Genomic DNA, 23643 nt, shown 5'->3' on the forward strand with positions numbered 1-23643 from the left:
CGCCGCACGGTGGGGCGCCCGCCGGGTCTTCGGGTCCGGCGGGCGGTTGAAGGCCGCTCTGGGCTGAGAGCGGCTGGTGGGGTCCGCAGCGGCACCCGGCGGCGCCGGGGAAGCCTTGGTCGGTCAGACGTCGTCGTCGGGTGTCCGCTTGTCGGATTCGTCAGCGATCCTCATCATTTCCCTGCTTCTCACGCCGGCCGCTTCGATCGGAAGCGGCCATGAAAAAACGGACCGCTGGGTCCGTTTTTCACATGCGTCGACGCGAGGCGCCGCGCCTCAGTAGGTATCGAACACCGTCTGCAGTTCGGCCGGGTCGCTCACGCCGGCCGCGAGCGCGAGCATCAGCAGCACGCGCGCCTTGAACGGGTTCAGCGAGCCGGCGCTGACGAAGCGCAGCGCGTCGTCGTTGGCCGCGCCGTTGCGCATCACGTGCCCCGAGCCGACGCGCGAGGCGCGCACCACCGCCACGCCGCGCCGCGCGGCCTCGACGAGCGCTTCCTGCAGCCGCGCGTGGATCGAGCCGTTGCCGGTGCCGGCCACCACGATGCCCTTCACGCCGGCGGCCACCAGCGCATCGACGCCAAGCCGCGACACGCCCGCGTAGCTCGTGACGACCTCCACGGCCGGCCAGTCGGTACCGATCGAGAAACGCGTGGCCGCCGTATGTGGGCGCGTGACGCCGCGCGCGAACTCGACGCGGCCGTCCTGCACCCAGCCCAGCACGCCCAGCTCCGGCGACTGGAACGCGTCGACGGCATAGGTGCTGGTCTTCACGACGTCGCGCCCGCTGTGGATCTTGTTGTTGAACGCGACCAGCACGCCCTGCCCGTGCGCAGCGCGGTGCGCGGCGACGGTCACCGCGTTGAGCAGGTTCAGCGGGCCGTCCGGGGACAGCGCCGTGGCGGGCCGCATCGCGGCCGTCAGCACCACCGGCTTGCGGGTCTTGACGGTCAGGTGCAGCAGGCAGGCGGTTTCTTCGAGCGTGTCGGTGCCGTGCGTGATCACGATGCCGTCGATCCCGTCGTCGGCCGCGAGCGCGTCGATGCGCGCGGCCAGCGCGCTCCAGAGCGCCGGCTCGAGATCCTTGCTGTCGATGCTGGCGATCTGCTCGCCTTCGATCCGCGCGACGCGCGCGAGCGCCGGCACCGCGTCGAGCAGCGAGGCGATGCCGAGCGCGCCGGCCTGGTAGCCGGCCGTGTTGGTGGCGTCGGGAGCGGCGCCGGCGATCGTGCCGCCGGTGGCGAGGACCGCGATGCGCGGCAGCGCCGGCGCGGCGCCGGCCAAGTTCGGGTGGGGAGTCGAATAGGTCATGGCCGCGATTGTAATCGCTGTCCGCCGCGCGTCGGCAATCCTTCGCGCCCGGTGCCGGAAGCACTCGCCACGACGGCCTCCGGCGCCGGCGCGCCGCGCGCTCGCCCGCGCCGGGCCTCGCGTTTGCCCATTTTGGTATTTTCGGGATGATTTGCCATAATGGCCTCGCGTTGCGCGCAGCCGCGCGTGACGTCCGGTGTCACGAGAACGCCAATTACCCAACGGGAGTGTCCAATGAAAATCCGATCGCTGATGGCCGCGCTGCTCGTCGGCGGCATGCTGGCTTCGCCCGCGTTTGCCGCCAACAGCCAGCAGGACAAGATGAAGGCGTGCAACGCGCAGGCGGCCGGCAAGTCGGGCGACGAGCGCAAGGCCTTCATGAAGGACTGTCTGTCCGCGAAACCGAAGATGTCCCAGCAGGACAAGATGAAGGCCTGCAACACGCAGGCGGCCGGCAAGAAGGGCGACGATCGCAAGGCGTTCATGAAGAGCTGCCTGTCGAACCAGCCCGCGGCCTGACGCTCCCGCGCCCGCTCGATGCCGCGCCCCGCTCACGCGGGCGCGGCATTTTTCATGGCGGCCCCGCCCGCTTCCGTTCGCTCCCGTCGCCCCAATCCGCCCCGTGCCGCGCCGCGTTTTCTCCTATGATGGATGAGCCGCGCGCGTGAAACCGATCCGCCTGCCGTCACCCGAGGGCCGGCCATGCCCGCGCCACGCCACGCCACGCCACAAGCATCGCCCCGCACGAGAACGGAGGCAGCAATGACAACGAGACGCCGTCGCTGGTTACGCCGCTGGCTGCTGGTCGTGGCCTGCTGGGCCATCCCGGTCGCGATCGTCGCGGTCCGCGAGGTCCGGGACGAATCCGCCTACAACCGCGCCGACCTGCAGCGCGAACTGAGCAGCTGGCAGTTCAGCGACGCGCAGCAGGCCGCCGGTTTCGCCGCGCGCTGCCGCGGCACGCCCGAGGCCGCGCGCGCGGCCGGCTGCCCCGACGCGGTGCTGGCCGCCAACGCGCCGCGCCAGCACGAGGCCGAGGTCGAATACGCGCTGCGCCGGCGCACGCTCGCGACCTATCTGCTCCACGCGCTGATCGGCTACTGGATCGCGCCCGCCGCGCTGCTGTTCGCGTTCGGCGCGGCGATCGGGCTGCTGCGGCGCGCGCTGCGGCATGCCCCGGTGCCGCCCGTCGATCCGCCCGCCGCCGCCTGATCGGGCGCGCCGCATGACATCGAGCCGTGGCGCGTCCGACGCGGAGCCGCCGTGTTCGCGACAGCGGCCTGGCCGTGCGCCGGAGCAGGCATCGAAACGGACGCCCCACGATCGTTTTGCGGCGCGTTTTCCGGCTCGCTTCAGACCGATTTCCGGACGATTTTCGCACCCGGTCCCTGCCCTCTCTCCGCTCCGTCAATTCAGAAATTTAGTCTCAAAAACAAAGGTTTAACCAAACTTAACGATTTGACGCTTTTTTTACGTGAGGGAGAAAAAAAGATACGGATCGCTGTGATATAACTCGGGACGCATTGCCCTGTTTTGGCGGGACAACCCGCGAAACCACACCTGATGGAGAAAAACGATGCAAAAACGCAATCTCGTGTTGAAAGCCGCCGCCGCGCTCATCGTCGGCAGCCTCGCGCTCGCCGGCTGCACCACCACGCCCGACAAGCCCGCGACCGCCTCGACCAACGCATCGAAGCGCCAGGCCATCGACGCCAGCGTGAACGCCACGCTCTCGCGCCTCTATTCCACGGTGCCCGGCTCGCGCGAACTGGCGGCGAAGTCGCGCGGCATGCTGGTGTTCCCGGAAGTGCTGCAGGCCGGCTTCATCGTCGGCGCGCAATCGGGTAACGGTGCGCTGCGCGTGGGCGGCAGCACCATCGGGTACTTCAACACCTCGTCGCTGTCGGTGGGCCTGCAGGCCGGCGCGCAGTCGAAGGCCGTCATCTTCCTGTTCATGACGCAGGATTCGCTCGACAAATTCCGCGCCTCGAACGGCTGGGCCGCCGGTGCCGACGCCTCGGTCGCGCTGGTCAAGATGGGCGCCAACGGCGCGGTCGATTCGAACACGGCCACGGCGCCGGTCGAAGTGGTGGTGCTGACCAACGCCGGCCTGATGGGCGACGTGTCGATCAACGGCACCAAGGTGACGAAGCTGGATCTGTGATCGCGCGGGCGGCGGGGGCCGCTCTGGATTTCGAGGCCCCGCCGCTGCGAGGAACCAAAAAAATGGCGCCCGCGAAGGGCGCCATTTTTCGTCCGGCATGCCGGATCAGGAGGCCGAATCGATCACCTTGAAGCGCGAACGCTTCTGCGCGCGGATCAGCGCCTGATAGACGTCCACGTACTGCTGCGCCATGCGGCGCGACGTGAAGCGCTCCTCGAAGCGCTGCCGCACGCGCGTGCGCGACAGCAGCGGCAGGCGGTTTACGGCGGCCACCGCGCCGATCTCGTCCTCGACGATGAAGCCCGTCAGCCCTTCCTCGATCACCTCGGGCACCGCGCCGCGGTTGAAGCCGATCACCGGCGTGCCGCAGGCCATCGCCTCGATCATCACGAGCCCGAACGGCTCGGGCCAGTCGATCGGGAACAGCAGCGCATGCGCGCCGGACAGGAACGCGGCCTTGTCGCCGTCGGCGATCTCGCCGATGTACTCGACATGCGGCAGCGCGAACAGCGGCTTGATCTTGCGTTCGAAGTATTCCTCGTCGGCCGCGTCGATCTTCGCGGCGATGCGGATCGGCAGGCCGCAGCGCTCGGCGATCCGGATCGCGCGGTCCACGCGCTTCTCGGGCGAGATCCGGCCCAGGAACGCGAGATAGCGCGGCTCGACCGGCTGCGGCGTGTAGAGCGTGTCGGGCAGGCCGTGCTGCACCGTCTTCAGCCAGTTCGCGCGCGGCAGCGGCTGGCGCTGCGCGTTCGAGATCGAGACCACCGGCGCGGTGTCGAACAGGTCGAAGATCGGCTGCTGTTCGAGCAGGTCCAGGCGGCCGTGCAGCGTCGTGAGGAACGGCACCGGCTGGCGCTTGAACACCGAGAACGAGTAATAGTCCATGTGGAAATGCAGCACGTCGAACTCGCTCGCGCGACGCGCGACGCGCTCCATCAGCAGCATGTGCGGCGCCACGCGGTCACGGATCGACACGTCGAGCCGCATCGCGCGCGGCCATACCGCATCCAGCTTCGCGCTGGTGTGCGAGTCCCCGCTCGCGAACAGCGTCACGTCGTGGCCGAGTTCGACCAGCGCCTCCGTGATGTAGGAGACGACGCGTTCGGTGCCGCCGTAGAGCTTCGGCGGCACGGATTCGGTCAATGGCGCGATCTGAGCAATCTTCATCGTTTTATCTCCGGGATGCCCGTCGGCGGTGCCGCAACAGCGGGGCACCGTCTCCCGATATTATTCGCGATCGCCGTGGCCGGCGGCAGCGGGATTGCATTTTCTGGACCTTGTTACAGCACGGATACATTCGCGTCGGTCATTTTTTCCGCTCTCGGGGGTCGACCGATGCGGGCTCGCCGGCCCGGCACCGGGCGCTCAACGCGATGGCCACTTCCAGGCGGGCCGGTCGAGCGCCTCGTCGTCGACGCGGGTCTCGCCGAGCCGCTTGTCCAGCACCAGCGACAGGCTGTCGGCCTCGCGTTCGAGCGTGGCGACGAGCCGTGCCGCGTGCGAGACCACGATCACCTGCGAGCGCGCCGCGGCCAGCGCGATCAGCCGGCCGAGCGCCGGCAGCAGGTCCGGATGCAGGCTCGTCTCGGGTTCGTTCAGCACCAGCAGGGCCGGCGGGCGCGGCGTGAGCAGCGCGGCGGCCAGCAGCAGGTAGCGCAGCGTGCCGTCCGACAGCTCGGCCGCGCCGAGCGGGCGCAGCAGCCCGGGCTGGCGCATCGTCACCTCGAAACGGCCGCGCCCGGCCGCGTCGTCCACCGCGAGCCGCGCGCCGGGGAACGCGTCGTCGATGGTCGCGTCGAGCGCCTCGGCGTCGCCGATCTCGCGGATCGTCTGCAGCGCGGCGGCCAGGTCGGCGCCGTCGTCGGCCAGCACCGGCGTGTGGGTGCCGATCTGCGCGCGCCGCGCGGGTGCGTCGGCGTCGGTGCGGAAATGGTCGTAGAAGCGCCACGAGCGGATCCGCTCGCGCAGCGCGATCATCTCGGGCGCGCCGGCCGGATCGACGAATTCGGTCAGCATGCTGTCGAACGACGCGACCGGTTGCGGCACGGTGCGCCAGTCGCCCGCCGCGTCGCGCGTGCGGATCTGCGCGCCGCGGCGATCGACGAGCAGCGCGGACGGCCGCAGCAGCGTGCCGCTCCAGACGCACTCGCGCTTGATCACCGGGTCGCGGCCGAACAGCGTGCGTTCGTTCACGATCGGCATGCCGAGATCGATCGCATAGCCGAAATCGGCGCAGGCGAAGCCGAGCCGCAGCGACACCGGCTCCCTGCGCACCAGCGGCTCGACGGGCGCCTCGCCCGCCAGCATCGCGCGCGAGAAGCGCTCGGGGCCGGCCCACAGCGTCGAGGCCAGCCCGCCCTCGCGCGCCAGCGACGGGATCGCGCGGCCCTGCGCGGTGTCGGCCAGCAGCCGCAGCGCGCGGTAGACGCTCGACTTGCCGCTGCCGTTCGGCCCCGTCACGACGTTGAGCCCGGCCAGCGGCACGATGAAGTCGCGCAGCGAGCGGTAGTTGGCGATCGCGAGCGCGCTCAGCGGCGGCAGCGGCGCGGCGGAATCGGGCATCGGCATGGGGCGTTCGCGGCAGGGAAGCGGGCTGGCGCGGCCGTCAGCGCACCGACACCGTCTCGGTGGCGGTCGGATCGGCCGGCGTGTTCGCGGCGGTGCTCGACGCAGGCTCGCCCGGCAGCCACGACGGCAGGTTCGGCGTGTCGTTGCTGCCCGGCGTGGCAAGCTCCATGCGGCCGCGCGGCAGGCTGTCCGGATAATGCGTCTGCAGGAACGCGATCAGCCCTTCGCGCACGCGGCAGCGCAAGTCCCAAGACAGCGACGAGTCGGGCGAGCTGACCAGCGCGCGCAGCTGGATCGAGCGCTCGGTCGCGTCGGTCACCTGCAGCACCTGCACGCGGCCGTCCCATTCGGGCGCCGAGGTGACGATCCTCGCCAGCTCGTCGCGCAGCGGCGCGAGCGGCGTGCGGTAGTCGACGAACAGAAACACGGTGCCGATGATCTCGGCGCTGTTGCGCGTCCAGTTCTGGAACGGGTTCTCGATGAACCACTGCAGCGGCACCACCAGCCGCCGCTGGTCCCAGAGCCGCACCGACACGTAGGTGCCGGTGATCTCCTCGATGCGCCCCCACTCGCCCTGGATCACCACCACGTCGTCGAGCCGGATCGGCTGCGACAGGCCGATCTGCAGGCCCGCGATCAGGTTGCCGAGCACCGGCCGCGCGGCGATACCGGCGACCAGCCCGGCCACGCCCGCCGAGGCCAGCAGGCTGGCGCCGATCTGGCGCACGTTCGGGAACGTCATCAGCGCGGCGCCGGTGCCGATGATCACGATCACCACCATCACCGAGCGCGCCAGCACGCGCGCCTGGGTGTGGATCCGGCGCGCCTCCAGGTTGTTCGGCGTGTCGACCGGGTGGGCCAGCACGATCGCCTCGCCGGTCGCCGCGGCCAGCCGCATCAGCAGCCAGGTCAGCGAGACGATCAGCCCGACCGCCGACAGCGTGCGCAGGCCGCCCGCGTGCGACAGCTCGTCGGCGACCTGCAGCGAGAGGAATTCGAGCGCGAGAAAGGCCAGCACCGCTAGCGCGGGCCGGTCGATGTAGCGCACGATCACGCTCATGAACGGATAGGGCCGCGCAAGCGGGATCACCACGCGCGCGCCGAGCCAGTGGATGCCGGTCACGGCGGCCAGCAGCAGCACGGCGACCAGCAGCGTACCCGGCCAGGAGTGGAGCGGCGCATCGGCGATGGCCGCGAGTTGATCGAGCGTCGTCGTCATCGCGCGGTGGCTGCATCGTCAGGGGCGGGAACCGGGATTCCCGCGCGGGGTGGTCGGATGGCGCGGCGGGCCAAAGGCAGCCCCGCTCGCGCCGGGGCGCAGCGGCCGGGTGCCGGCGGCACGCCAGCCGTCGCGCAACGGTGGGCTCGGGAGGGCTCAGGCGCGCTTGGGCAAGCTCAGGCAGCCGCGCGCCCGGCGCTCAGTTCACGTTGCGGCACGGAAACGCCTTGCCGAGCCCGAGCGACACCGCCGTGCTGGCGTTGTAGTCGACGATCTTCGGGTTCTCGGCGACGTACTTGCGGATCGCGTCCGTCATCTGCTGCGCCTTGATGTCGGGCGGCAGGCAGAAATACTGGCCGACGCGCGGCCCGGTGGTGCCGCCGATCGCGTCGATCGTGTTGTAGACGCCGTCGGCGGCGCCCTCGATATACGCGCCGCACGACGCGCGAGACTTCACGTCGGTCTTCGCACAGAGCTTGTCGAGATCACCGGCCGTGAAGGCGTGCGCCGAGAGCGGCACGACGAACGCGGCGGTAAAAAACAGAGCCCGCAACATTGGATGTTCCTTTATGTCAGGTCGGCGGCGTCAGGCCGGCACGACAAAAACGGCGCGGCAAGCGCCGCGCCCAAAACCGCTATTTTGCACTGTTTTGACCATTGGCCGCATTCGCGGGCCGCGCATCGCCGATCCGCACCGTGCGCTTCGACAAAATCGCGACCGCGTCGGGCGCCTGATAGTGCTTCGCGAACTCGAGCGCGGTCACGCCGACCTGGTTCTTGATGGCCGGATCGGCGCCTTGGTCGAGCAGCAGCGTGACGGTGGTGTCGTGGTTGCCGCGCGCGGCCATCATCAGCGGCGTGGTGCCGTTCGGCGAGCCGGCGTCGATGTAGGCGGACTTGTCGAGCAGGTAGCTGACCACGTCGTCGTGGCCGTTGGTGGCCGCGTAGTGCAGCGCCGTCCAGCCCTTCTTGCTGACCTCGGCGCCCTTGTCCACCAGGTACTTGACGAGCGGCAGGTCGCCGTTGAGCGAGGCCATCATCAGGCCGTTCTCGCCGGCCGGATCGGTCTTTTCCAGATCGACGTTCGGCGCGGCGGCGAGCGCCTCGGCGACCTTGTCGGACTTCTCGCGCGCGGCGATCACGAGCAGCGGGTTGCCGCGGTCGTCGGTCAGGTTCGGGTCGAGGCCGTGCTTCAGCTGTTTCGCGATGTCGTCGATGTCGTCGAACTTGACGGCCTTGACGATCGCGTCGCGCGATTCGGCCTGCGCGAGCGGCGCGGCGAGGCCCGCGGCCACGCCGGCGGCGACGACGAGCGCGCGCAGCGCGGCGCCGGGGCGAATCGTGGATGCACCGTGGATCGTTTTCATTGATTTTGGCTCCTTCCCTGGGTTGTTCCGGGCCGGCACCGCGTCAGGCGGCGATGCCGAACAGCCGGAAAAAGTTCTGCGAGGTCGCGGCGGCCAGCGCTTCGTCGCTGATGCCGCGCTGTGCCGCGATAAAGCGTCCGACATAACTGACGTACGCAGGTTCATTCGGCTTGCCGCGATACGGCACCGGCGCGAGGTACGGCGAGTCGGTTTCGATCAGCAGCCGCTCGAGCGGCACGCGCCGCGCCACGTCCTGCACGTCCTCGGCTTTCTTGAACGTGACGATGCCCGACAGCGAGATGTGGAAGTTCTGCGCGAGCGCGGCCTCGGCCACCGGCCACGGCTCGGTGAAGCAGTGCATCACGCCGCCGGCCTCCGAGGCGCCCTCCTCGGCCATCAGCCGCAGCGTGTCGTCGGCCGAGGCGCGGGTGTGGATGATGAGCGGCTTCATGGTCTCGCGCGCGGCGCGGATGTGGGTGCGAAACCGCTCGCGCTGCCACTCCATGTCGGCAAGCGTGCGCTCGCCGAGCCGGTAGTAGTCGAGCCCGGTCTCGCCGATCGCGACCACCTTCGGGTGCGCGGCCAGCTCGACGAGTTCGGCGAGCGTCGGCTCCTTCACGTCCTCGTGGTCCGGATGCACGCCCACCGAGGCGAACACGTTGTCATGGCGCTCGGCGATGTCGAGCACCGCCGGCAGCGTCTCCAGGTCGACCGACACGCAAAGCGCGTGCGTGACCTGCTGCTCGCGCATGTTGGCGAGCACCTCGGGCAGGCGCTCGGCGAGGCCTTCGAAATTGATGTGGCAATGGGAATCGACGAACATCTGCGCTTCCTGTCTGGGTTCGGGGTGGGCCGGCGGCCGGGTTCAGGCGTAGAGCGCGCGGTAGCCGAGGAACAGTTCCTCGAACACGAGCCGCGCGTTGAGCGGGTGGTTCTCCACCATGCGCTGCCGCGTGACGGTCTTCATGAAGCGCGTGAACGCGTCGGCGTCGAGCGCGGCCGCGCAGCGCGCGAGCGCCTCGCGCTGCGCCGGGAAATAGCGCGGCCGGCCGGCGCTGCGCTCGGCCAGCAGGTCGTAGAGCCAGCGCTGCAGCCAGCCGAGCACGAGCGGCATCGGCAGCTTCTGCAGCGACTCCCCGCAGGCGAACGGATCGCAGCGCGCGCCGGCCGCCAGCTGCGCGAGCGTCCAGTCGCGCAGCGGCCGGTGCTCGTCGCTCGCCAGCGCGAGCGCGGCGAGCGGCGCGCCGCCGGCCTCGGCCAGCAGCGCGGCCGCGTCGTCCACGTGCTCGGCGGCGAGCCAGGCCACCGCCGCCGCGTGCGAGGGCACCGTCATCGGCCATTGCCGGCAGCGGCTGATGATGGTCGGCAGCAGCCGGTCGAGCCGCGCCGAGACGAGCAGGAACACCACGCCCGCGGGCGGCTCCTCGAGTGTCTTCAGCAGCGCGTTGGCGGCCGCCACGTTGAGCGCCTCGGCCGGATACAGCACCACCACGCGCGCGCCGCCGCGATGCGAGCCGACCCCGACGAAGTCGAGCAAGCCGCGCACCTGCTCGATCTTGATCTCCTTGCTCGGCGTGCGGGTTTTCTTGCCGCCCTCGTCGGCGTCGGCCTTCGGCTCCTCGGCCACGGCGCCGGGCGCCTCGCCGGCCAGCGCCTCGGGCAGCACGATCCGGTAGTCGGGATGGTTGCCCTGCCCGAACCAGGTGCAGGCCGGGCACGTGCCGCACGGCTCGCCGTTGCCTCGCGGCGACTCGCAAAGCAGGCCCTGCGCCAGATGCTGGGCGAAGCGCAGCTTGCCGATGCCGGCCTGGCCGTGCAGCAGCAGCGCATGCGGCCAGTGCGCGCGCAGCGCCTGCAGCCGGTCCCAGTCGTCGGTTTGCCACGGATAGATCATCGGTATCTCGGCCTCTGGTCGGATGAGCGGGTCGTAGGAGCGGCGGGCGGCATCAGAGCGCGGCCAGCACGCCTTCGAGCTGCCGCTGGATCTGCGCGATCGACTGCGTCGCGTCGACGATCAGGAAGCGGTACGGCGCTTCCTCGGCGCGGCGCAGGTATTCGGCGCGCGTGCGCTGGAAGAACGCCTCGCTCTCGCTCTCGAACTTGTCGGGCGCGCGCACCGCGCCGCGCCGCTCGCTCGCCACCTCGGGCGGCACGTCGAACAGGATCGTCAGGTCGGGCTGGAAGCCGCCCTGCACCCAGCGTTCGAGCGCCTCGAGCTTGTCGCGCGGCAGCCCGCGGCCGCCGCCCTGGTAGGCGAACGTCGCGTCGGTGAAGCGGTCCGAGACCACCCAGTCGCCGCGCGTGACGGCCGGCTCGATCACGCGCGCGAGATGCTCGCGGCGGCTCGCGAACATCAGCAGCGCCTCGGTCTCGAGGTCCATCGGCTGCTCCAGCAGCACCGCGCGCAGCGCCTCGCCCAGCGCCGTGCCGCCCGGCTCGCGAGTCTGCACGACCTGCCGGCCGGTCGGCGCGACCTTCGCGCGCAGATGTTCGCAGAACCAGGCGAGGTGCGTCGTCTTGCCCGCGCCGTCGATCCCTTCGAACGTGATGAATTTTCCACGCGCCATCATTGACCTCGAATGTATTTGTCCACGGCCTTGTTGTGATCGCCCAGCGTGTCCGAGAACACGCTGGTCCCGTCGCCCTTCGCAACGAAGTAGAGTGCCGCGGTCGGGGCGGGGTTCACGGCGGCCTGCAGCGACGCCACGCCCGGCAGGGCGATCGGCGTCGGCGGCAGGCCACGGCGCGTGTAGGTATTGTAAGGAGTGTCCATCTGCAAATCCCGCTTGCGCAGGTGTCCGTCGTAGGCGTCGCCGAGGCCGTAGATCACCGACGGGTCGGTCTGCAGCGGCATGCCGATGCGCAGCCGGTTCGCGAACACGGCCGACACGTAGGCGCGGTCGGCCGCGTGGCCGGTTTCCTTCTCGATCAGCGACGCCACCGTCAGCATTTCGTAAGGCGAACGATAGGGTAGCCCCGGCGCGCGCATGCTCCATGCCTCGTCGACGCGTTCCTGCATCAGCCGGTAGGCGCGACGGTAGACGTTGAGATCGCTCGTCCCCTTGTCGAACAGATAGGTGTCGGGAAAGAACAGCCCCTCGCCGCTGCCGCGCGCGACCGCCGCCGCCGGCGCGCCGATCGCGCGCAGCAGCTCGGTGTCGCTCAGCCGCGCCGTGTCGTGGACGAGCGCCGGACTGGCGTCGAGTTCGGCGCGCATGCGCTTGAAGGTCCAGCCTTCGATGACCGTGGCGACATATTCGTTCACGTCGCCGCGCGCGAGCTTCTGCAACACGTCGTATGACGTCACACCGGACTTGAATTCGTAGTTGCCCGACTTGAGCCGGCCCGACAGGCCGAGCGCGCGCGTCATCGCCTCGAACAGCACCGGCTGCAACGGCACGCCGCCGCGCACCAACTGCTGGGCGACGCTCCGGACGCTGCTGTGGGGCTTGATCGTGACATCGAGCGTCGGCGTCGCGAGCGTGAGCGGCCGGGTCGACCAGTAATAGCCACCGCCCGCAAGCGCAGCGGCCAGAACGACGGCCGCTGCCGCGAGCGCGGCGCATTTCGAGAGTAGGGACACCACGGTAGGCTAGTATCTCAACAGCATTAACAGGTTGATTTTAAACGAAAAAGTCTCTATCCGGTCAGCACGGAGAGTTCGCCGTTGATAGCCGCTTCGGAGCGCTAGGTCACGTATTGTAAATGTGCGGGCGCAATAAAGGGCACCGTCCGTCGTGCCTGGCGACGATGGTGGCATGCAGCACCGTCGGGGCTGGCCGGCCAGCTTGACGCGGGTCGGTGCAACGGCGCGGTCGCCCGACGAGGCTGGATCGATGCGAGTTCCGCGGAGCGCATCGGCCCGGCGGTGGAGCCGGGCCGTTTTTCCTGTCGGCGCCGGCGCACCGGACGTCGCCGATCTCGTGCATCCGGCGCGGCGTCGGGCCGGCGACGGGCGGCTGCAAGGCCGCGCGCCACGCATCGCGACCGGTCGGCCGCCATGATGCCGCGCGAAATCAGAACCCCGGCAGCATGGCGGTTCGTGGTGCGTCCTCCCGGGATGCGATGGCTTTCTCGTGCTCCAGCAGCCAACGCTTGCGGTGCAGCCCCCAGGCATAACCCTTGAGGTCGCCGTTGCCGGCGATGACGCGATGGCACGGCACGATGATGGCGATCGGGTTGGCACCATTGGCCGCGCCGATATCGATGGCCGCGCGCGGATCGTCGAACCCCAGCGACCTGGCCAGCTGGCCATAGCTCGTCGTCGTGCCCACCGGGATGCGGCGCAATGCGGCCCAGACCCGGCGCTGCAACCCGGTGCCGGCCGCCTGCGCGCGCAGTCCGTCCACGGCGGCCCATTCCCCGGCGAAGTATCGGGACAAGGCATCGGCGACGTCGGCCGGCGCCTCGCTCCCGGCCCACGCGACCTCGCCGTGGCGTTCGCGCAGACCGCGGTGCAGGCGCGCCCGGCGATCGGCGAAATCGAGCGCATGCACGGCCTGCTGCGCATCGGTCACGAGCAGCATGGCGCCGAGCGGCGAATCCAGTTGGCTCAGGAACAGTTTCATGACGCACTCCTCGTTGGATCGTCGCGGGCCGAAGCCCGCTCGCTTCGAGCGCCTCACGCCCGTCTCATCACTGGCAGCCGGCCTCGCGACGCCGCCGTGCCCCGCCCTTCGTGCCGTGACCGCCACGCCATGCCCGGCCGCCTCTTCGGTCAGCAACGCGCGCCTGGCGCTCCACGCCCCGGCGCTAGCCGGACGGCGAGCCGGCGCGGCGCGGCGCACCACGCGATGGCACGGGATACGGGATCGATGGGAACGGCCCGCAAAAATGCGGGCCCGCCGGGTGAATCAGGCGTCGCCATTCACGGCGGTGGCCTCGATCAGCCCGAGCTGGGTCAGCGCGGCCACGCCGTCGTCCAGTCCACGCTCTTCCACGATCCTGCCGTCGATCACTTTCAGCACCGTGGTGCCGGTGAAATGCATCCTGCGCCCGGTCGCCGCCGGCAGGCCGCCGATCAGGAAGTCGTCGTGCGCCGGGCCGGTGTGGGTCCCGCCACCTTCCCACTGGCCCACCACGTAATCGCCCTCGGCGATCAGATCGGCCGTCCCCCAGAAATTGAGATCGGGGAACGCCGCGCGGAAGTCGGTCATGAACGCACGGATCTGCGCGCGACCGCGACGCGGCTCGTGCAGTGAATAGTGGAGCAGCATGTCGGGCGCGGCGATTTCGTCGATGACCGCCAGATTGGGATCCTTGCCCCAGAATTCGCTAAACCAACGGCCGACGATGGCCTTGTTTTGCTCTTCCTTTCTCATTTCGGTTTCCTTATCAATCGTTTCGGGAGGGTCAACGACACCGCTCGATGACCTGGAAACGAAGATAACTGTCCGGTCGAAATCGCGAACTCCGGTTCTTGCTGCCTGATCGAGCCGAAACCCGGCGGCGTGCCCATCGCCTGCGGGTTCCCGCCAGGCCGGCGCCTGGCAGCGGTATTCGTCGTGCGAGGCCTTCACGAGCGCGGCCAGGCGCTCCAATTCGGCATCGCGGATGCCGCTGGCGCGCAGACCGTCACGGGTCTTGAAAAGGTAGTCGGCAGCGCTTCCCAGCCCGCCCGACGCCGTCGCCAGCCGATCCACCACGGTGTCTTCATCGAGATCGCCCGCATACCGAGGATCGTCCGCGTCGATCGTGAACGCGACGGCCCAACCGAAGGGTTCCCCATCGGCATGCTTCAGTTCGACCCATCGAGGCACATATGCGCCGCACACCATTTCTCTGCGCCACAGCAGACGCAGCTCGCGTTCCACCGCGTCCTCCGCGAGCCGGTACGCGGCCCCATGGCAGGCGCCGCCGCGATCCAGCGCAAGCATCAGTCCGGGACGCTCCGCGGTGGCGCGCAGCGCGGTGATGGAGAGACAAAACGAACGATGCCAGCCTTCGATCCTGGCGATGCGTCTTTCGACGGCCCGGATCGCCGAATTCCAGATCAGCGAGCCGTAACCGAACACCCACACGTCGCCCGGCGGGCGAATCGCCAGCGTCTGCCGCAGCGAGGCCAGCCGCTCGGCTTCGGTGAGGATGACCAGATCCGGTGCATCGATGGCGGCGAGCGCGTCGATATCGCCGTGTTCAAGATGTTGCCGGGTCAGGACGGGGGACCGGCTCGTTGCAATTCGATGCGCCGCTTCCGGCGGCAAGATCGTGCTGACGCTCATGATTTCCTCGTGGGCAGGTGGCGGTGCGCGTCGACTGCGATTCGCGCCTGACGTCACTTTGCCGGCGAGGTCCCGGCGGGCAACTCCGATTCTTGCGGTGAAGGCACGAAGCTCCCGGCCGCTTGCCGTTGCGCCCTCGCCCGGCGTTTCATGCGGCCGACATGCCAGCGCGCCGCGCGATGGATCCCCCTGCGCTCGCGCCGGGATCGCTCATGCACATTTCACGCGGTGGAAAATGCGGGCACGTCATGCGGCACGCGAAGGCCGCGACGCATTCGGGCCCGCCGCTCGAAGCAGGCGCACGAACCCGCGCCGCATAAGCCCCTACTGGAAACATGGCTCCAGTAGGGGCACGCAAAACGAGACGGCGACAACATCAATATAATGATTGCTTGTCTTCGCCAAAGTCAGTTTTGACTGCTCCCAGCCCCATGAACTCACCGATTGCCAACGGCACACCGGCCACGGCCGCTCCCGCTTCATCGGCCTCCACGCCGCCCGCCCCGCCCGAATTCGCGCGTCCGCAGGATGCCGAATTCGAGGCCGTCCGGACGCGCGGCGCCTATACGCCCCTGCCCCAGCTCGGCCTGATCGACGTGGCCGGCGACGACGCCGCCACCTTCCTGCACAGCCAGCTGACCAACGACATCGAGCATCTCGACGCGGCCAGCGTGAAGCTGGCCGGCTACTGCTCGCCGAAAGGCCGGCTGCTCGCCTCGTTCCTGGTCTGGCGCACGTCCGGCGGCGTGCAGCTGCTGCTGTCGAAGGAACTCCAGCCCACCGTGCAGAAGCGCCTGTCGATGTTCGTGCTGCGCGCCAAGGCCAAGCTCAGCGACGCGGGTGCCGAATCGGTCGCGCTCGGTTTCGCGGGCGACGTCCGCGAGGCGCTCTCGGGCCTGTTCGACGCGCTGCCCGACGGCGTGCATACCAAGCTCGACGGCCCGGCCGGCACGCTGATCCGGCTGCCCGACGCGGCCGGCCAGCCGCGCTATCTGTGGATCGCGCGCCGCGCGGACGTCGAGGCGCGCGCCGAGGAACTCGACGCGAAGCTCGCGCGCGTGTCGCCGGCGGTCTGGAACTGGCTCGAGATCCGCGCCGCCGAGCCGCGCATCACGCAGCCGGTGGTCGAGCAATTCGTGCCGCAGATGGTCAACTACGACGTGATCGGCGCCGTCAATTTCCGCAAGGGCTGCTATCCGGGCCAGGAAATCGTCGCGCGCAGCCAGTATCGCGGCACCATCAAGCGTCGCACCGCGCTCGCGCACGTCGACGGCGACACCGCCGAGGTGCGGGCCGGCGTCGAGTTGTTCCACAGCGCCGACCCGGGCCAGCCGTGCGGGCTGATCGTCAACGCGGCGGCCGCGCCGGGTGGCGGCGTCGACCTGCTGGCCGAGGTCAAGCTCGCCGCGCAGGAAGGCGGCAGCGTCCACCTCGGCAGCGCCGACGGCGCGCCGCTCGCGTTCCTGCCGCTGCCCTACGCATTGCCCACCGAAGTCTGAGCACCCGTGCTATCGTGGCGCGCGAAGCCGGCGCGCCGCGCGCGGGTGCCGGCTTCGCGCACCCCGATCCCAGCGAGGGAATCTCCCGATGTGCCTGATCGTATTCGACTGGCAGCCCGAGGCCGACGACGGCCCGGTGCTGACGCTCACCGCGAACCGTGACGAATTCCTGCGCCGCACCAGCGCGCCGCTCGCCTGGTGGGAAGATCTGCCCGGCGTGCTGGCCGGCCGCGACCTCGAAGGCGGCGGCACCTGGCTCGGCGTGTCGCGCGACGGCCGCTTCGCCGCGCTGACCAACTACCGCGCGCCGTTCGACATCCGTGCCGGCGCGCCCACGCGCGGCCGGCTCGTGTCCGACTTCCTCGGCGGACGCAACCTCGCACCGCTCGATTACCTGCAGCAGCTCGCCGGCACCGCCGCGCTCTACAACGGCTTCAACCTGCTGGTCGGCGACTGCCGGCGGCGCGAGCTGGCCTGGTTCTGCAACCGGCCGGCCGAGCCCGACACCGCGCTCGACGCGCCGCTCCTGATCGAGGCCGGCATCCACGGGCTGTCGAACGCGCGGCTCGACACGCCGTGGCCGAAGCTCGTCCACAAACGCAGCGAACTCGGCACGCTGCTGACCTACGAGGCCGCGCCGTCGCTCGACGCGCTGATCGAGATCATGCGCGACACGCGCACGGCCGACGACGACGCGCTGCCGCGCACCGGCATCCCGCTCGAACGCGAGCGCGCGCTGTCGGCCGCCTTCATCGAGACGCCCGAGTACGGCACGCGCGGCACCACCGCGCTGCGCGTGACGCTGAAGGAAGGCTCGCGGCTGTCGGTCGAGATCAAGGAGCGCTGCGACGACGACGGCTCGCACCGGATCGTGCGGCCCGGCGCGTTCGAGCGGGCGATGAATTTCGACGTCGCGTTAGGCGGCGCGCGCTAGGCGAGCGGATTTTGCGGCGCGCGTCGGCGCTGCATGCGCATGGCGCTTGCCTTGCGCGGCACCGAACCGGCTAAGCCAGCTACGCAGGTGCCGTCGCGGCCCACGCCTGCCGCGGCGCGCGTCGTTGCCATGCCGCTCACCGGCGCGATGCAGGGCAACCTGATCGCGCCGATCATGCGGCCGCCCACGCCGCTCGCCGTCCGCGTTCCCCCCATCCGCCCCTTCCCCACCCCGCCGTTCAAACCGCGTCGAACGCCGCGCGCAACGCACTCGCCGCATCGGCATGCGCCTGCCGGACCTCGGGCACGTAGCCGCCCATCTTGAAGAATTCGTGGATCATGCCCGCGTAGCGGATCAGCGTGACGGCATTGCCGGCCGCGCGCAGCTTGTCCGCGTAGGCGACGCCCTCGTCCGAGAGCGGATCGTATTCGGCCACCGCGATCCAGGCCGGCGCGACGCCCGCGAACGACGGCGCGCCGCGCTGGCCGTCGAGCGGCGCGAACCGCCAGTCCTCGCGATCGGCCGGATCGCGCACGTAGTGCGAGAAGAACCACTGGATCGTGTCAGCCGTCAGCAGATAGCCGCTGGCGAGCCGCGCGTGCGAGTCGGTCTGCTGGTGCGCGGTCACGCCGGGATAGATCAGCAGCTGCAGCGCGAGCGCGATGCCGCGATCGCGCGCGAGTACCGCCACCGCCGCGGCGAGCGTGCCGCCCGCGCTGTCGCCGCCCACCGCGAAGCGCGCCGCGTCGAGGCCGAACTCGCTCGCATGCGCATGCAGCCAGACCAGCGCGTCCTCGGCATCGTCGTGCGCGGTCGGGAACGTCGCCTCGGGCGCGAGCCGGTAGTCCACCGCCAGCACCGCGCAATGCGCGTCGCGCGCGAACATCCGGCACAGCGCGTCGTGCGTGTCGAGGCTGCCGATCATGAAACCGCCGCCGTGATAGTAGACGAGCGTCGCCAGCGGCTCGGCGAGGCTCGGCGCCACCGGCAGATAGAGCCGCGCGCCGATCGTCGTGCCGTCGCGCACCGGCACGCGCAGGTCTTCGACCTCGGCCATCGGCGCGGACGCGATCTCGAGGATCGGCGCGCTGCGTTCGTAGGCGGCGCGCGCGGCCTGCGGCGTCTGGGATTCGTAGGACGGGCGCCGGGCGCGCTCGATCATCTCGAGCACCTGCGCAATGACGGGATTGAGCGGCATCGGTCGGAGGGACAGTGGCGACAGCGGACAATGATGCCATCGCGCGCGCGGCGCCGCGCGGCTCGGGGTGATATCGAAATGCCGGCGGTGCGGGACGCGGCGCCCGCGCATGCTCCAGCCGCCGCGAGTCGCGCGACGCCGCCGGCGCTGCGCTCAGCCGGGAACGGCCGTCCGGCTTGCCGCGAACAGAATGAAGCCCGTGGCGAGACCGGTGATCGACAGCCGCGCCTCAGACGTCGCTCGGCCCCGGCGTCGCGCCCGGATCGGTGCGCGTGCGCTGGCGCGCGACGTCGCGGCCCACCGCGAGCCGCTTCATGTACTTGAAGGTGCCGAGCGCCTTGGCGACGAAATTGCCCGCGCTGTCGCGCACCTCGCCCTCGCAGTAGGCCATGGTGGTGGAGCGGTGCATCACGCGGCCGTAGGCGCGCAGCTCGCCGCGGCCCGGCTGCATGAAGTTGACCTTCATCTCCACCGTGACCACGCCGACGCCGTCGTCGGTCAGGCTGCGCGCGGCCATCGCGAGCGCCACGTCGGCCAGCGTCATCGTCACGCCGCCGTGCGCGATGCTCCAGGTGTTCAGGTGCTGTTCGTCGAGCGACAGCGCGATCTCGCTCGCGCCGTCCCTGGCCGAGACGAGCCGCACGCCGAGCATGTCGACGAACGGGCTTTCGATGGTGGGCGGCGTCTGGCGCGGGGTGCCGGTGGTCGTCATGGCGCTCACCGTGCCGGCCGGGACAGGGATGAGGACAGCGACGAGGGCTGGGCATGACCGGCAACGCGCGTTGCCGGTTCCTTCAACTTCCACCTGACGATCTGACGAATCATGATGCCTTCTTGCGTAACGGGTCCGAGGGGCCACCAGGGCCGGGCGCGCGGCGCCCGGCGGGTCCAGAGGCGAAGCCTACCAAACTTGCCGCCGCCGCGAAGCGCAGCATCAAGCGCCCCGCCACCCGATCGCCACCCACCCCGCCGCGCCTCAGGCGATCTCGAACAGCCCCGCCGCGCCCTGCCCGCCGCCGATGCACATCGTCACGACCACGCGCTTCGCGCCGCGCCGCTTGCCTTCGATCAGCGCGTGGCCGGTCAACCGCGCGCCCGACACGCCGTAGGGATGGCCGACCGCGATCGCGCCGCCGTTCACGTTGAGCCGCTCGTTCGGGATGCCGAGCGTGTCGCGGCAGTAGAGTACCTGCACCGCGAACGCCTCGTTCAGCTCCCACAGATCGATGTCGTCCACCGTCAGGCCGGCCTGCTTCAGCAGCTTCGGCACCGCGAACACGGGGCCGATGCCCATCTCGTCGGGCTCGCAGCCGGCCACCGCGAAGCCGCGGAAGATGCCGAGCGGCTGCAGCCCCTCGCGCTCGGCCAGCTTCGCGTTCATCACCACGCAGGCCGACGCGCCGTCCGAGAACTGGCTCGCGTTGCCGGCCGTGATCACGCCGCCCGGCAGCGCCGAGCGGATCTTCGAGACGCCTTCGAGAGTGGTGTCGGGGCGAATCCCCTCGTCGGCCGCGAGCGTGACCTCGCGCGTCGAGAGCCGCCCGCTCGCCTTGTCGGCCACGCCGGCCAGCACCGTGATCGGCACGATCTCGTCGTCGAACCGGCCGGCCGCCTGCGCGGCGGCGGCGCGCTGCTGCGATTGCACGCCGTACTCGTCCTGGCGCTCCTTGGCGATGCCATAGCGCTTCGTGACGTTCTCGGCGGTCTGCAGCATGCTCCAGTAGATCTCCGGCTTGTGCTCCATCAGCCAGCCTTCCTGCAGCATGTGGTGGTTCATCTCGTTCTGCACGCACGAGATCGATTCCACGCCGCCCGCCACGAACACGTCGCCCTCGCCCGCGATCACGCGCTGCGCGGCGAGCGCGATGGTCTGCAGCCCCGACGAGCAGAAGCGGTTGATCGTCATGCCCGGCACCGACACCGGCAGGCCGGCGCGCAGCGCAACCTGCCGCGCGATGTTGGCGCCCGTGGCGCCCTCGGGGTTCGCGCAGCCCATCAGCACGTCCTCGACGCGGGCCGGGTCGAGCTTCGCGCGCGCCACCGCCGCGGCGACCACGTGGCCGCCGAGCGTCGCGCCGTGCGTCATGTTGAGCGAACCGCGCCACGATTTGGCAAGCGCGGTGCGGGCAGTGGATACGATTACGGCTTCGGTCATGCCAGTCTCCTGGTTCGAATTGCTTGTAGACGGAACGCGGCGCGCGCCATGCCGCTCAGAGCGGCACCGCGTCCGCATGCACGCGGGCGACGCCCGCGCCGTGAAGCGCCTGCCAGGCGCGCGCGAGCGAGCCGTCCAGGTCGATCGCGCGGCACGCGTCGTCGATCACGGCGGCCTCGAAGCCGGCCGCGCGCGCATCGAGCGCGGACCACGCGACGCAATAGTCGGTGGCGAGCCCGCAGCACCAGACGCGCTTCGCGCCGAGCGCCCGCAGATAGGCGGCGAGGCCCGTGGAGGTCGCGCGATCGGCCTCGACGAAGGCCGAATAGCTGTCGACGGCCGCGTCGAGCCCCTTGCGCAGCACGAGCCGCGCGTGCGGGACGTCGAGATCGCGATGCAGCGCGGCGCCGTCGGTGTCCTGCACGCAATGCACGGGCCACAGCACCTGCTCGCCGTAGGGCAGCGTCAGCATCGAGAACGGCTCGCGGCCCGCGTGATTGGCGGCGAACGAGACGTGCGCGCGCGGGTGCCAGTCCTGCGTGAGCACCACCTGGTCGAAGCGCCGCGCGAGCCGGTTGATCACCGGCACCACCGCGTCGCCGTCGGCCACCGCGAGCGCGCCGCCCGGCATGAAATCGTTCTGCACGTCGATCACGAGCAGCACGTCGTCGGTCCGCATCATCGTGTGTTCTCCGCGCGTCAGCCGTTGAAACCCTTGCCGCTCGCCGCCAGCTCGACGATCGACGGCGCGATTCGCCACGCGTCGCCGTTCGCGCCGGCCGCATGGCGCCGCATCGCGCGCTCGACGTTGTAGAGCCCGACCACGTCGGCGTGCAGCATCGGGCCGCCGCGCCAGAGCGGGAAGCCGTAGCCGGTCAGGTAGACCATGTCGATGTCGGAGGCCTTCGACGCGATGCCTTCCTCGAGGATCTTCGCGCCTTCGTTGACGAGCGCGTAGACGAGCCGCTCGACGATCTCGTCGTCGCCGATCGCGCGCCGCTCGATGCCGGCTTCCTTCGAATAGGCCAGCACCATCTCGTCGACCAGCTTCGACGGCTTCGCGCGCCGCTCGCCCGGCTGGTAGTCGTACCAGCCGCCGCCCGTCTTCTGGCCGAAGCGGCCCAGTTCGCAGAGGCGGTCGGCGATCTTCGAGTAATGCAGGTCGGGCTGCTCGACGTAGCGGCGCTTGCGGATCGCCCAGCCGATGTCGTTGCCGGCCAGATCGCTCATGCGGAACGGCCCCATCGCGAAGCCGAACGCCTCGATCGCGCGGTCGACCTGCGCCGGCAGCGCGCCTTCCTCGAGCATGAACAGCGCCTGGCGGATGTACTGCTCGACCATCCGGTTGCCGATGAAGCCGTCGCAGACGCCCGACACCACGGCCGTCTTGCGGATCTTTCTGGCGACCTGCATCACGGTCGCGAGCACGTCCTTCGCGGTCTTCGCGCCGCGCACCACTTCCAGCAGCTTCATCACGTTCGCGGGGCTGAAGAAGTGCATGCCGACCACGTCCTGCGGGCGCTGCGTGAACGCGGCGATGCGGTCGACGTCGAGCGTCGAGGTGTTCGACGCGAGGATCGCGCCCGGCTTCGCCACCTCGTCGAGCCGGCGGAACACCTGCTCCTTCACGCCGAGTTCCTCGAAAACGGCCTCGATGATCAGGTCGGCCGATTTCAGGTCGTCGTAGGACAGCGTCGGCGTGATCAGCGCGAGCCGCGCCTCGAGCTTCTCGGCCGTCAGCTTGCCCTTCCTGACCTGCGCCTCGTAGTTCTTGCGGATCGTCGCGAGGCCGCGGTCGAGCGCCTCCTGCTTCGTTTCGAGCAGCACCACCGGCAGCCCGGCGTTGACGAAGTTCATCGCGATGCCGCCGCCCATGGTGCCCGCGCCGATCACGGCGACCTGGCGGATCTCGCGCACCGGCGTGTCGGCCGGCACGTCGGGGATCTTGCTCGCGGCGCGCTCGGCGAAGAACGCATGGCGCAGCGCGCGGCTCTCGGGCGTCTGCACCAGCGCGACGAAGCCCTCGCGCTCGTCGATCAGTCCCTGGTCGAAGCCGTGCAGCACGCCCGACTCGATCGCGTCGATGCACTTGTGCGGCGCCGGATAGTTCGGCGCGGCGGCCTTCGCGCTGTTGCGCGCGAACTGGATGAAGCCGGCCGCGTTCGGATGCGCGATCGCGCGGTCGCGCACGCGCGGATGCGGCCCGGATTGCGCGCCCACGCGCCGGCCGAACGCCACCGCCGCGTCGAGCAGGTCGCCCTCGGCGATCTCGTCGAACAGGCCGCTCGCGGCCAGCTGCTCGGCGGGCACCGACGCGCCCGAGACGATCATGTTCAGCGCCGTCTCCAGCCCCACCGCGCGCGGCAGCCGCTGGGTGCCGCCGGCGCCGGGCAGCAGCCCGATCTTCACCTCGGGCAGCGCCACCTGCGTGCCGGGCGCCGCGATCCGGTAATGCGCGCCGAGCGCGAGTTCCAGCCCGCCGCCCATCACCACGGCATGCACCGCCGCGATCACCGGCTTCGGGCTCGCCTCGACGGCCGCGATCAGCGTGTGCAGGTTCGGTTCCTGCAGCGCCTTAGGCGTGTTGAATTCGGTGATGTCGGCGCCGCCCGAGAACGCGCGGCCGGCGCCGGTCAACACGATCGCCGTGACCGAGGCGTCGGCCAGCGCGCGGTCGAGCCCCGCCATCAGCGCGGCGCGCGTCGAATAGCCGAGCCCGTTGACGGGCGGATTGTCAAGCGTGAGGACGGCCACGCCGTCGCGAATCGTGTAAGCCACTGCCATCTTGTCTGCCTCCATGCGGTTGCGCGAGCCCGGGGCGGCGGCGCGTCGTCAGCGTTGTCGGTCATTGTGTTCGCACGACGAGTGCGTCGCACGCAATCGAACCGGGGCAGCATACCCAAAAAAGAACGACCGTTCAATTCACATCGACCCGAAAAAACGGGGCGCGGCCAACCTGGCGGTCGACCGGCGGCAGGGATCCGGTGAAGCCGGCGAATCCGGT

Annotated in this window: 22 protein-coding genes and 1 pseudogene; 5 read left to right on the top strand and 18 right to left on the bottom strand. The window is 70.2% G+C overall.

What is annotated here, in order from left to right:
- Window positions 1-276 precede the first annotated feature (276 nt).
- On the bottom strand, window positions 277-1311 hold the full coding sequence (locus BpN12_RS26170) for an asparaginase (RefSeq protein WP_246795128.1): 1035 nt from the start codon (window positions 1309-1311) through the stop codon (window positions 277-279).
- Window positions 1312-1545: 234 nt separating this feature from the next.
- Between BpN12_RS26170 and BpN12_RS26175 the strand changes: the two genes are divergently transcribed.
- The 3 genes from BpN12_RS26175 to BpN12_RS26185 all read left to right on the top strand — a co-directional run bounded on the left by BpN12_RS26175 (window position 1546) and on the right by BpN12_RS26185 (window position 3475).
- Entirely contained in the window at window positions 1546-1830 is a 285-nt protein-coding gene (locus BpN12_RS26175; RefSeq protein WP_198251909.1) for a PsiF family protein, read from the top strand.
- Window positions 1831-2073: 243 nt separating this feature from the next.
- A complete protein-coding gene (locus tag BpN12_RS26180; protein ID WP_246795129.1) occupies window positions 2074-2523 on the top strand; it encodes a hypothetical protein in 450 nt (149 codons plus the stop codon).
- A gap of 364 nt (window positions 2524-2887) precedes the next feature.
- A complete protein-coding gene (locus tag BpN12_RS26185; protein ID WP_246795130.1) occupies window positions 2888-3475 on the top strand; it encodes a BPSL1445 family SYLF domain-containing lipoprotein in 588 nt (195 codons plus the stop codon).
- A 105-nt stretch (window positions 3476-3580) separates the two neighbouring features.
- Here the strand turns inward: BpN12_RS26185 and BpN12_RS26190 are convergent, their stop codons facing one another.
- From BpN12_RS26190 to BpN12_RS33415, 12 genes and pseudogenes are all read right to left on the bottom strand, one after another.
- Window positions 3581-4645 (bottom strand): glycosyltransferase family 4 protein, encoded by a 1065-nt coding sequence (locus BpN12_RS26190; protein ID WP_246795131.1) that lies wholly within the window; start codon window positions 4643-4645, stop codon window positions 3581-3583.
- Between the two features lie 198 nt (window positions 4646-4843).
- Window positions 4844-6019 carry an AAA family ATPase gene (locus tag BpN12_RS26195; RefSeq protein ID WP_246798014.1) on the bottom strand — a complete coding sequence of 392 codons (1176 nt, stop codon included), beginning with the start codon at window positions 6017-6019 and terminating at the stop codon, window positions 4844-4846.
- Window positions 6020-6083: 64 nt separating this feature from the next.
- Complete coding sequence (locus BpN12_RS26200; protein ID WP_246795132.1) at window positions 6084-7265, bottom strand: mechanosensitive ion channel family protein; 1182 nt, start codon at window positions 7263-7265, stop codon at window positions 6084-6086.
- A gap of 199 nt (window positions 7266-7464) precedes the next feature.
- Entirely contained in the window at window positions 7465-7821 is a 357-nt protein-coding gene (locus tag BpN12_RS26205) for a Rap1a/Tai family immunity protein (protein ID WP_042625242.1), read from the bottom strand.
- A gap of 79 nt (window positions 7822-7900) precedes the next feature.
- On the bottom strand, window positions 7901-8632 hold the full coding sequence (locus tag BpN12_RS26210; RefSeq protein ID WP_246795133.1) for an ankyrin repeat domain-containing protein: 732 nt from the start codon (window positions 8630-8632) through the stop codon (window positions 7901-7903).
- Window positions 8633-8675: 43 nt separating this feature from the next.
- On the bottom strand, window positions 8676-9455 hold the full coding sequence (locus BpN12_RS26215; protein ID WP_246795134.1) for a TatD family hydrolase: 780 nt from the start codon (window positions 9453-9455) through the stop codon (window positions 8676-8678).
- A 42-nt stretch (window positions 9456-9497) separates the two neighbouring features.
- Window positions 9498-10526: a DNA polymerase III subunit delta' gene (locus BpN12_RS26220; protein ID WP_246795135.1), complete on the bottom strand. Its 1029-nt coding sequence runs from the start codon at window positions 10524-10526 to the stop codon at window positions 9498-9500.
- Window positions 10527-10578: 52 nt separating this feature from the next.
- Window positions 10579-11199, bottom strand: a complete 621-nt coding sequence (tmk, locus tag BpN12_RS26225) for a dTMP kinase (protein WP_198251901.1) — start codon at window positions 11197-11199, stop codon at window positions 10579-10581.
- Window positions 11199-12215 carry an endolytic transglycosylase MltG gene (mltG, locus tag BpN12_RS26230; RefSeq protein ID WP_246798015.1) on the bottom strand — a complete coding sequence of 339 codons (1017 nt, stop codon included), beginning with the start codon at window positions 12213-12215 and terminating at the stop codon, window positions 11199-11201. Before mltG ends, tmk begins: the two co-directional genes overlap by 1 nt.
- Window positions 12216-12648: 433 nt before the next feature.
- Window positions 12649-13200: a methylated-DNA--[protein]-cysteine S-methyltransferase gene (locus BpN12_RS26235; protein ID WP_246795136.1), complete on the bottom strand. Its 552-nt coding sequence runs from the start codon at window positions 13198-13200 to the stop codon at window positions 12649-12651.
- Between the two features lie 285 nt (window positions 13201-13485).
- Window positions 13486-13953: an ester cyclase gene (locus tag BpN12_RS33410; RefSeq protein ID WP_342346228.1), complete on the bottom strand. Its 468-nt coding sequence runs from the start codon at window positions 13951-13953 to the stop codon at window positions 13486-13488.
- A 249-nt stretch (window positions 13954-14202) separates the two neighbouring features.
- A pseudogene (locus BpN12_RS33415) lies at window positions 14203-14853 on the bottom strand (gamma-glutamylcyclotransferase); the annotation flags it as partial.
- Window positions 14854-15284: 431 nt separating this feature from the next.
- On the opposite strand from BpN12_RS33415, the gene ygfZ reads away from it, so the two are divergent.
- Together ygfZ and BpN12_RS26250 are read left to right on the top strand one after the other, a co-directional pair.
- Complete coding sequence (ygfZ, locus tag BpN12_RS26245) at window positions 15285-16352, top strand: CAF17-like 4Fe-4S cluster assembly/insertion protein YgfZ (protein WP_246795138.1); 1068 nt, start codon at window positions 15285-15287, stop codon at window positions 16350-16352.
- Window positions 16353-16440: 88 nt separating this feature from the next.
- Complete coding sequence (locus tag BpN12_RS26250; RefSeq protein WP_246795139.1) at window positions 16441-17286, top strand: NRDE family protein; 846 nt, start codon at window positions 16441-16443, stop codon at window positions 17284-17286.
- Between the two features lie 238 nt (window positions 17287-17524).
- On the opposite strand, the gene BpN12_RS26255 is transcribed toward BpN12_RS26250, so the two are convergent.
- From BpN12_RS26255 to BpN12_RS26275, 5 genes are all read right to left on the bottom strand, one after another.
- Window positions 17525-18484 (bottom strand): alpha/beta hydrolase, encoded by a 960-nt coding sequence (locus BpN12_RS26255; RefSeq protein ID WP_246795140.1) that lies wholly within the window; start codon window positions 18482-18484, stop codon window positions 17525-17527.
- 229 nt (window positions 18485-18713) lie between these two features.
- Window positions 18714-19196 carry a PaaI family thioesterase gene (locus BpN12_RS26260; protein WP_042625251.1) on the bottom strand — a complete coding sequence of 161 codons (483 nt, stop codon included), beginning with the start codon at window positions 19194-19196 and terminating at the stop codon, window positions 18714-18716.
- Between the two features lie 264 nt (window positions 19197-19460).
- Window positions 19461-20639 (bottom strand): acetyl-CoA C-acyltransferase, encoded by a 1179-nt coding sequence (locus tag BpN12_RS26265; protein ID WP_246795141.1) that lies wholly within the window; start codon window positions 20637-20639, stop codon window positions 19461-19463.
- A gap of 55 nt (window positions 20640-20694) precedes the next feature.
- Window positions 20695-21321 carry a bifunctional nicotinamidase/pyrazinamidase gene (pncA, locus tag BpN12_RS26270; protein ID WP_246795142.1) on the bottom strand — a complete coding sequence of 209 codons (627 nt, stop codon included), beginning with the start codon at window positions 21319-21321 and terminating at the stop codon, window positions 20695-20697.
- 17 nt (window positions 21322-21338) lie between these two features.
- Window positions 21339-23423 (bottom strand): 3-hydroxyacyl-CoA dehydrogenase NAD-binding domain-containing protein, encoded by a 2085-nt coding sequence (locus BpN12_RS26275; protein WP_246795143.1) that lies wholly within the window; start codon window positions 23421-23423, stop codon window positions 21339-21341.
- Window positions 23424-23643 lie beyond the last annotated feature (220 nt).

The organism is Burkholderia perseverans (assembly GCF_022870505.1).
In the GTDB taxonomy this organism is placed as follows: domain Bacteria; phylum Pseudomonadota; class Gammaproteobacteria; order Burkholderiales; family Burkholderiaceae; genus Burkholderia; species Burkholderia plantarii.

What these genes read in the sequence shown, in the direction of transcription:
- BpN12_RS26205 (WP_042625242.1), bottom strand. Translation starts at nt 7,821, where the DNA reads ATGTTGCGGGCTCTGTTTTTTACCGCCGCGTTCGTCGTGCCGCTCTCG.
- BpN12_RS26175 (WP_198251909.1), top strand. Translation starts at nt 1,546, where the DNA reads ATGAAAATCCGATCGCTGATGGCCGCGCTGCTCGTCGGCGGCATGCTG.
- BpN12_RS26265 (WP_246795141.1), bottom strand. Translation starts at nt 20,639, where the DNA reads ATGACCGAAGCCGTAATCGTATCCACTGCCCGCACCGCGCTTGCCAAA.
- BpN12_RS26170 (WP_246795128.1), bottom strand. Translation starts at nt 1,311, where the DNA reads ATGACCTATTCGACTCCCCACCCGAACTTGGCCGGCGCCGCGCCGGCG.
- BpN12_RS26190 (WP_246795131.1), bottom strand. Translation starts at nt 4,645, where the DNA reads ATGAAGATTGCTCAGATCGCGCCATTGACCGAATCCGTGCCGCCGAAG.
- pncA (WP_246795142.1), bottom strand. Translation starts at nt 21,321, where the DNA reads ATGATGCGGACCGACGACGTGCTGCTCGTGATCGACGTGCAGAACGAT.
- BpN12_RS26260 (WP_042625251.1), bottom strand. Translation starts at nt 19,196, where the DNA reads ATGACGACCACCGGCACCCCGCGCCAGACGCCGCCCACCATCGAAAGC.
- BpN12_RS26255 (WP_246795140.1), bottom strand. Translation starts at nt 18,484, where the DNA reads ATGCCGCTCAATCCCGTCATTGCGCAGGTGCTCGAGATGATCGAGCGC.
- BpN12_RS26220 (WP_246795135.1), bottom strand. Translation starts at nt 10,526, where the DNA reads ATGATCTATCCGTGGCAAACCGACGACTGGGACCGGCTGCAGGCGCTG.
- BpN12_RS26180 (WP_246795129.1), top strand. Translation starts at nt 2,074, where the DNA reads ATGACAACGAGACGCCGTCGCTGGTTACGCCGCTGGCTGCTGGTCGTG.
- BpN12_RS26250 (WP_246795139.1), top strand. Translation starts at nt 16,441, where the DNA reads ATGTGCCTGATCGTATTCGACTGGCAGCCCGAGGCCGACGACGGCCCG.
- BpN12_RS26275 (WP_246795143.1), bottom strand. Translation starts at nt 23,423, where the DNA reads ATGGCAGTGGCTTACACGATTCGCGACGGCGTGGCCGTCCTCACGCTT.
- BpN12_RS33410 (WP_342346228.1), bottom strand. Translation starts at nt 13,953, where the DNA reads ATGAGAAAGGAAGAGCAAAACAAGGCCATCGTCGGCCGTTGGTTTAGC.
- ygfZ (WP_246795138.1), top strand. Translation starts at nt 15,285, where the DNA reads ATGAACTCACCGATTGCCAACGGCACACCGGCCACGGCCGCTCCCGCT.
- BpN12_RS26185 (WP_246795130.1), top strand. Translation starts at nt 2,888, where the DNA reads ATGCAAAAACGCAATCTCGTGTTGAAAGCCGCCGCCGCGCTCATCGTC.
- BpN12_RS26210 (WP_246795133.1), bottom strand. Translation starts at nt 8,632, where the DNA reads ATGAAAACGATCCACGGTGCATCCACGATTCGCCCCGGCGCCGCGCTG.
- tmk (WP_198251901.1), bottom strand. Translation starts at nt 11,199, where the DNA reads ATGGCGCGTGGAAAATTCATCACGTTCGAAGGGATCGACGGCGCGGGC.
- BpN12_RS26215 (WP_246795134.1), bottom strand. Translation starts at nt 9,455, where the DNA reads ATGTTCGTCGATTCCCATTGCCACATCAATTTCGAAGGCCTCGCCGAG.
- BpN12_RS26200 (WP_246795132.1), bottom strand. Translation starts at nt 7,265, where the DNA reads ATGACGACGACGCTCGATCAACTCGCGGCCATCGCCGATGCGCCGCTC.
- BpN12_RS26235 (WP_246795136.1), bottom strand. Translation starts at nt 13,200, where the DNA reads ATGAAACTGTTCCTGAGCCAACTGGATTCGCCGCTCGGCGCCATGCTG.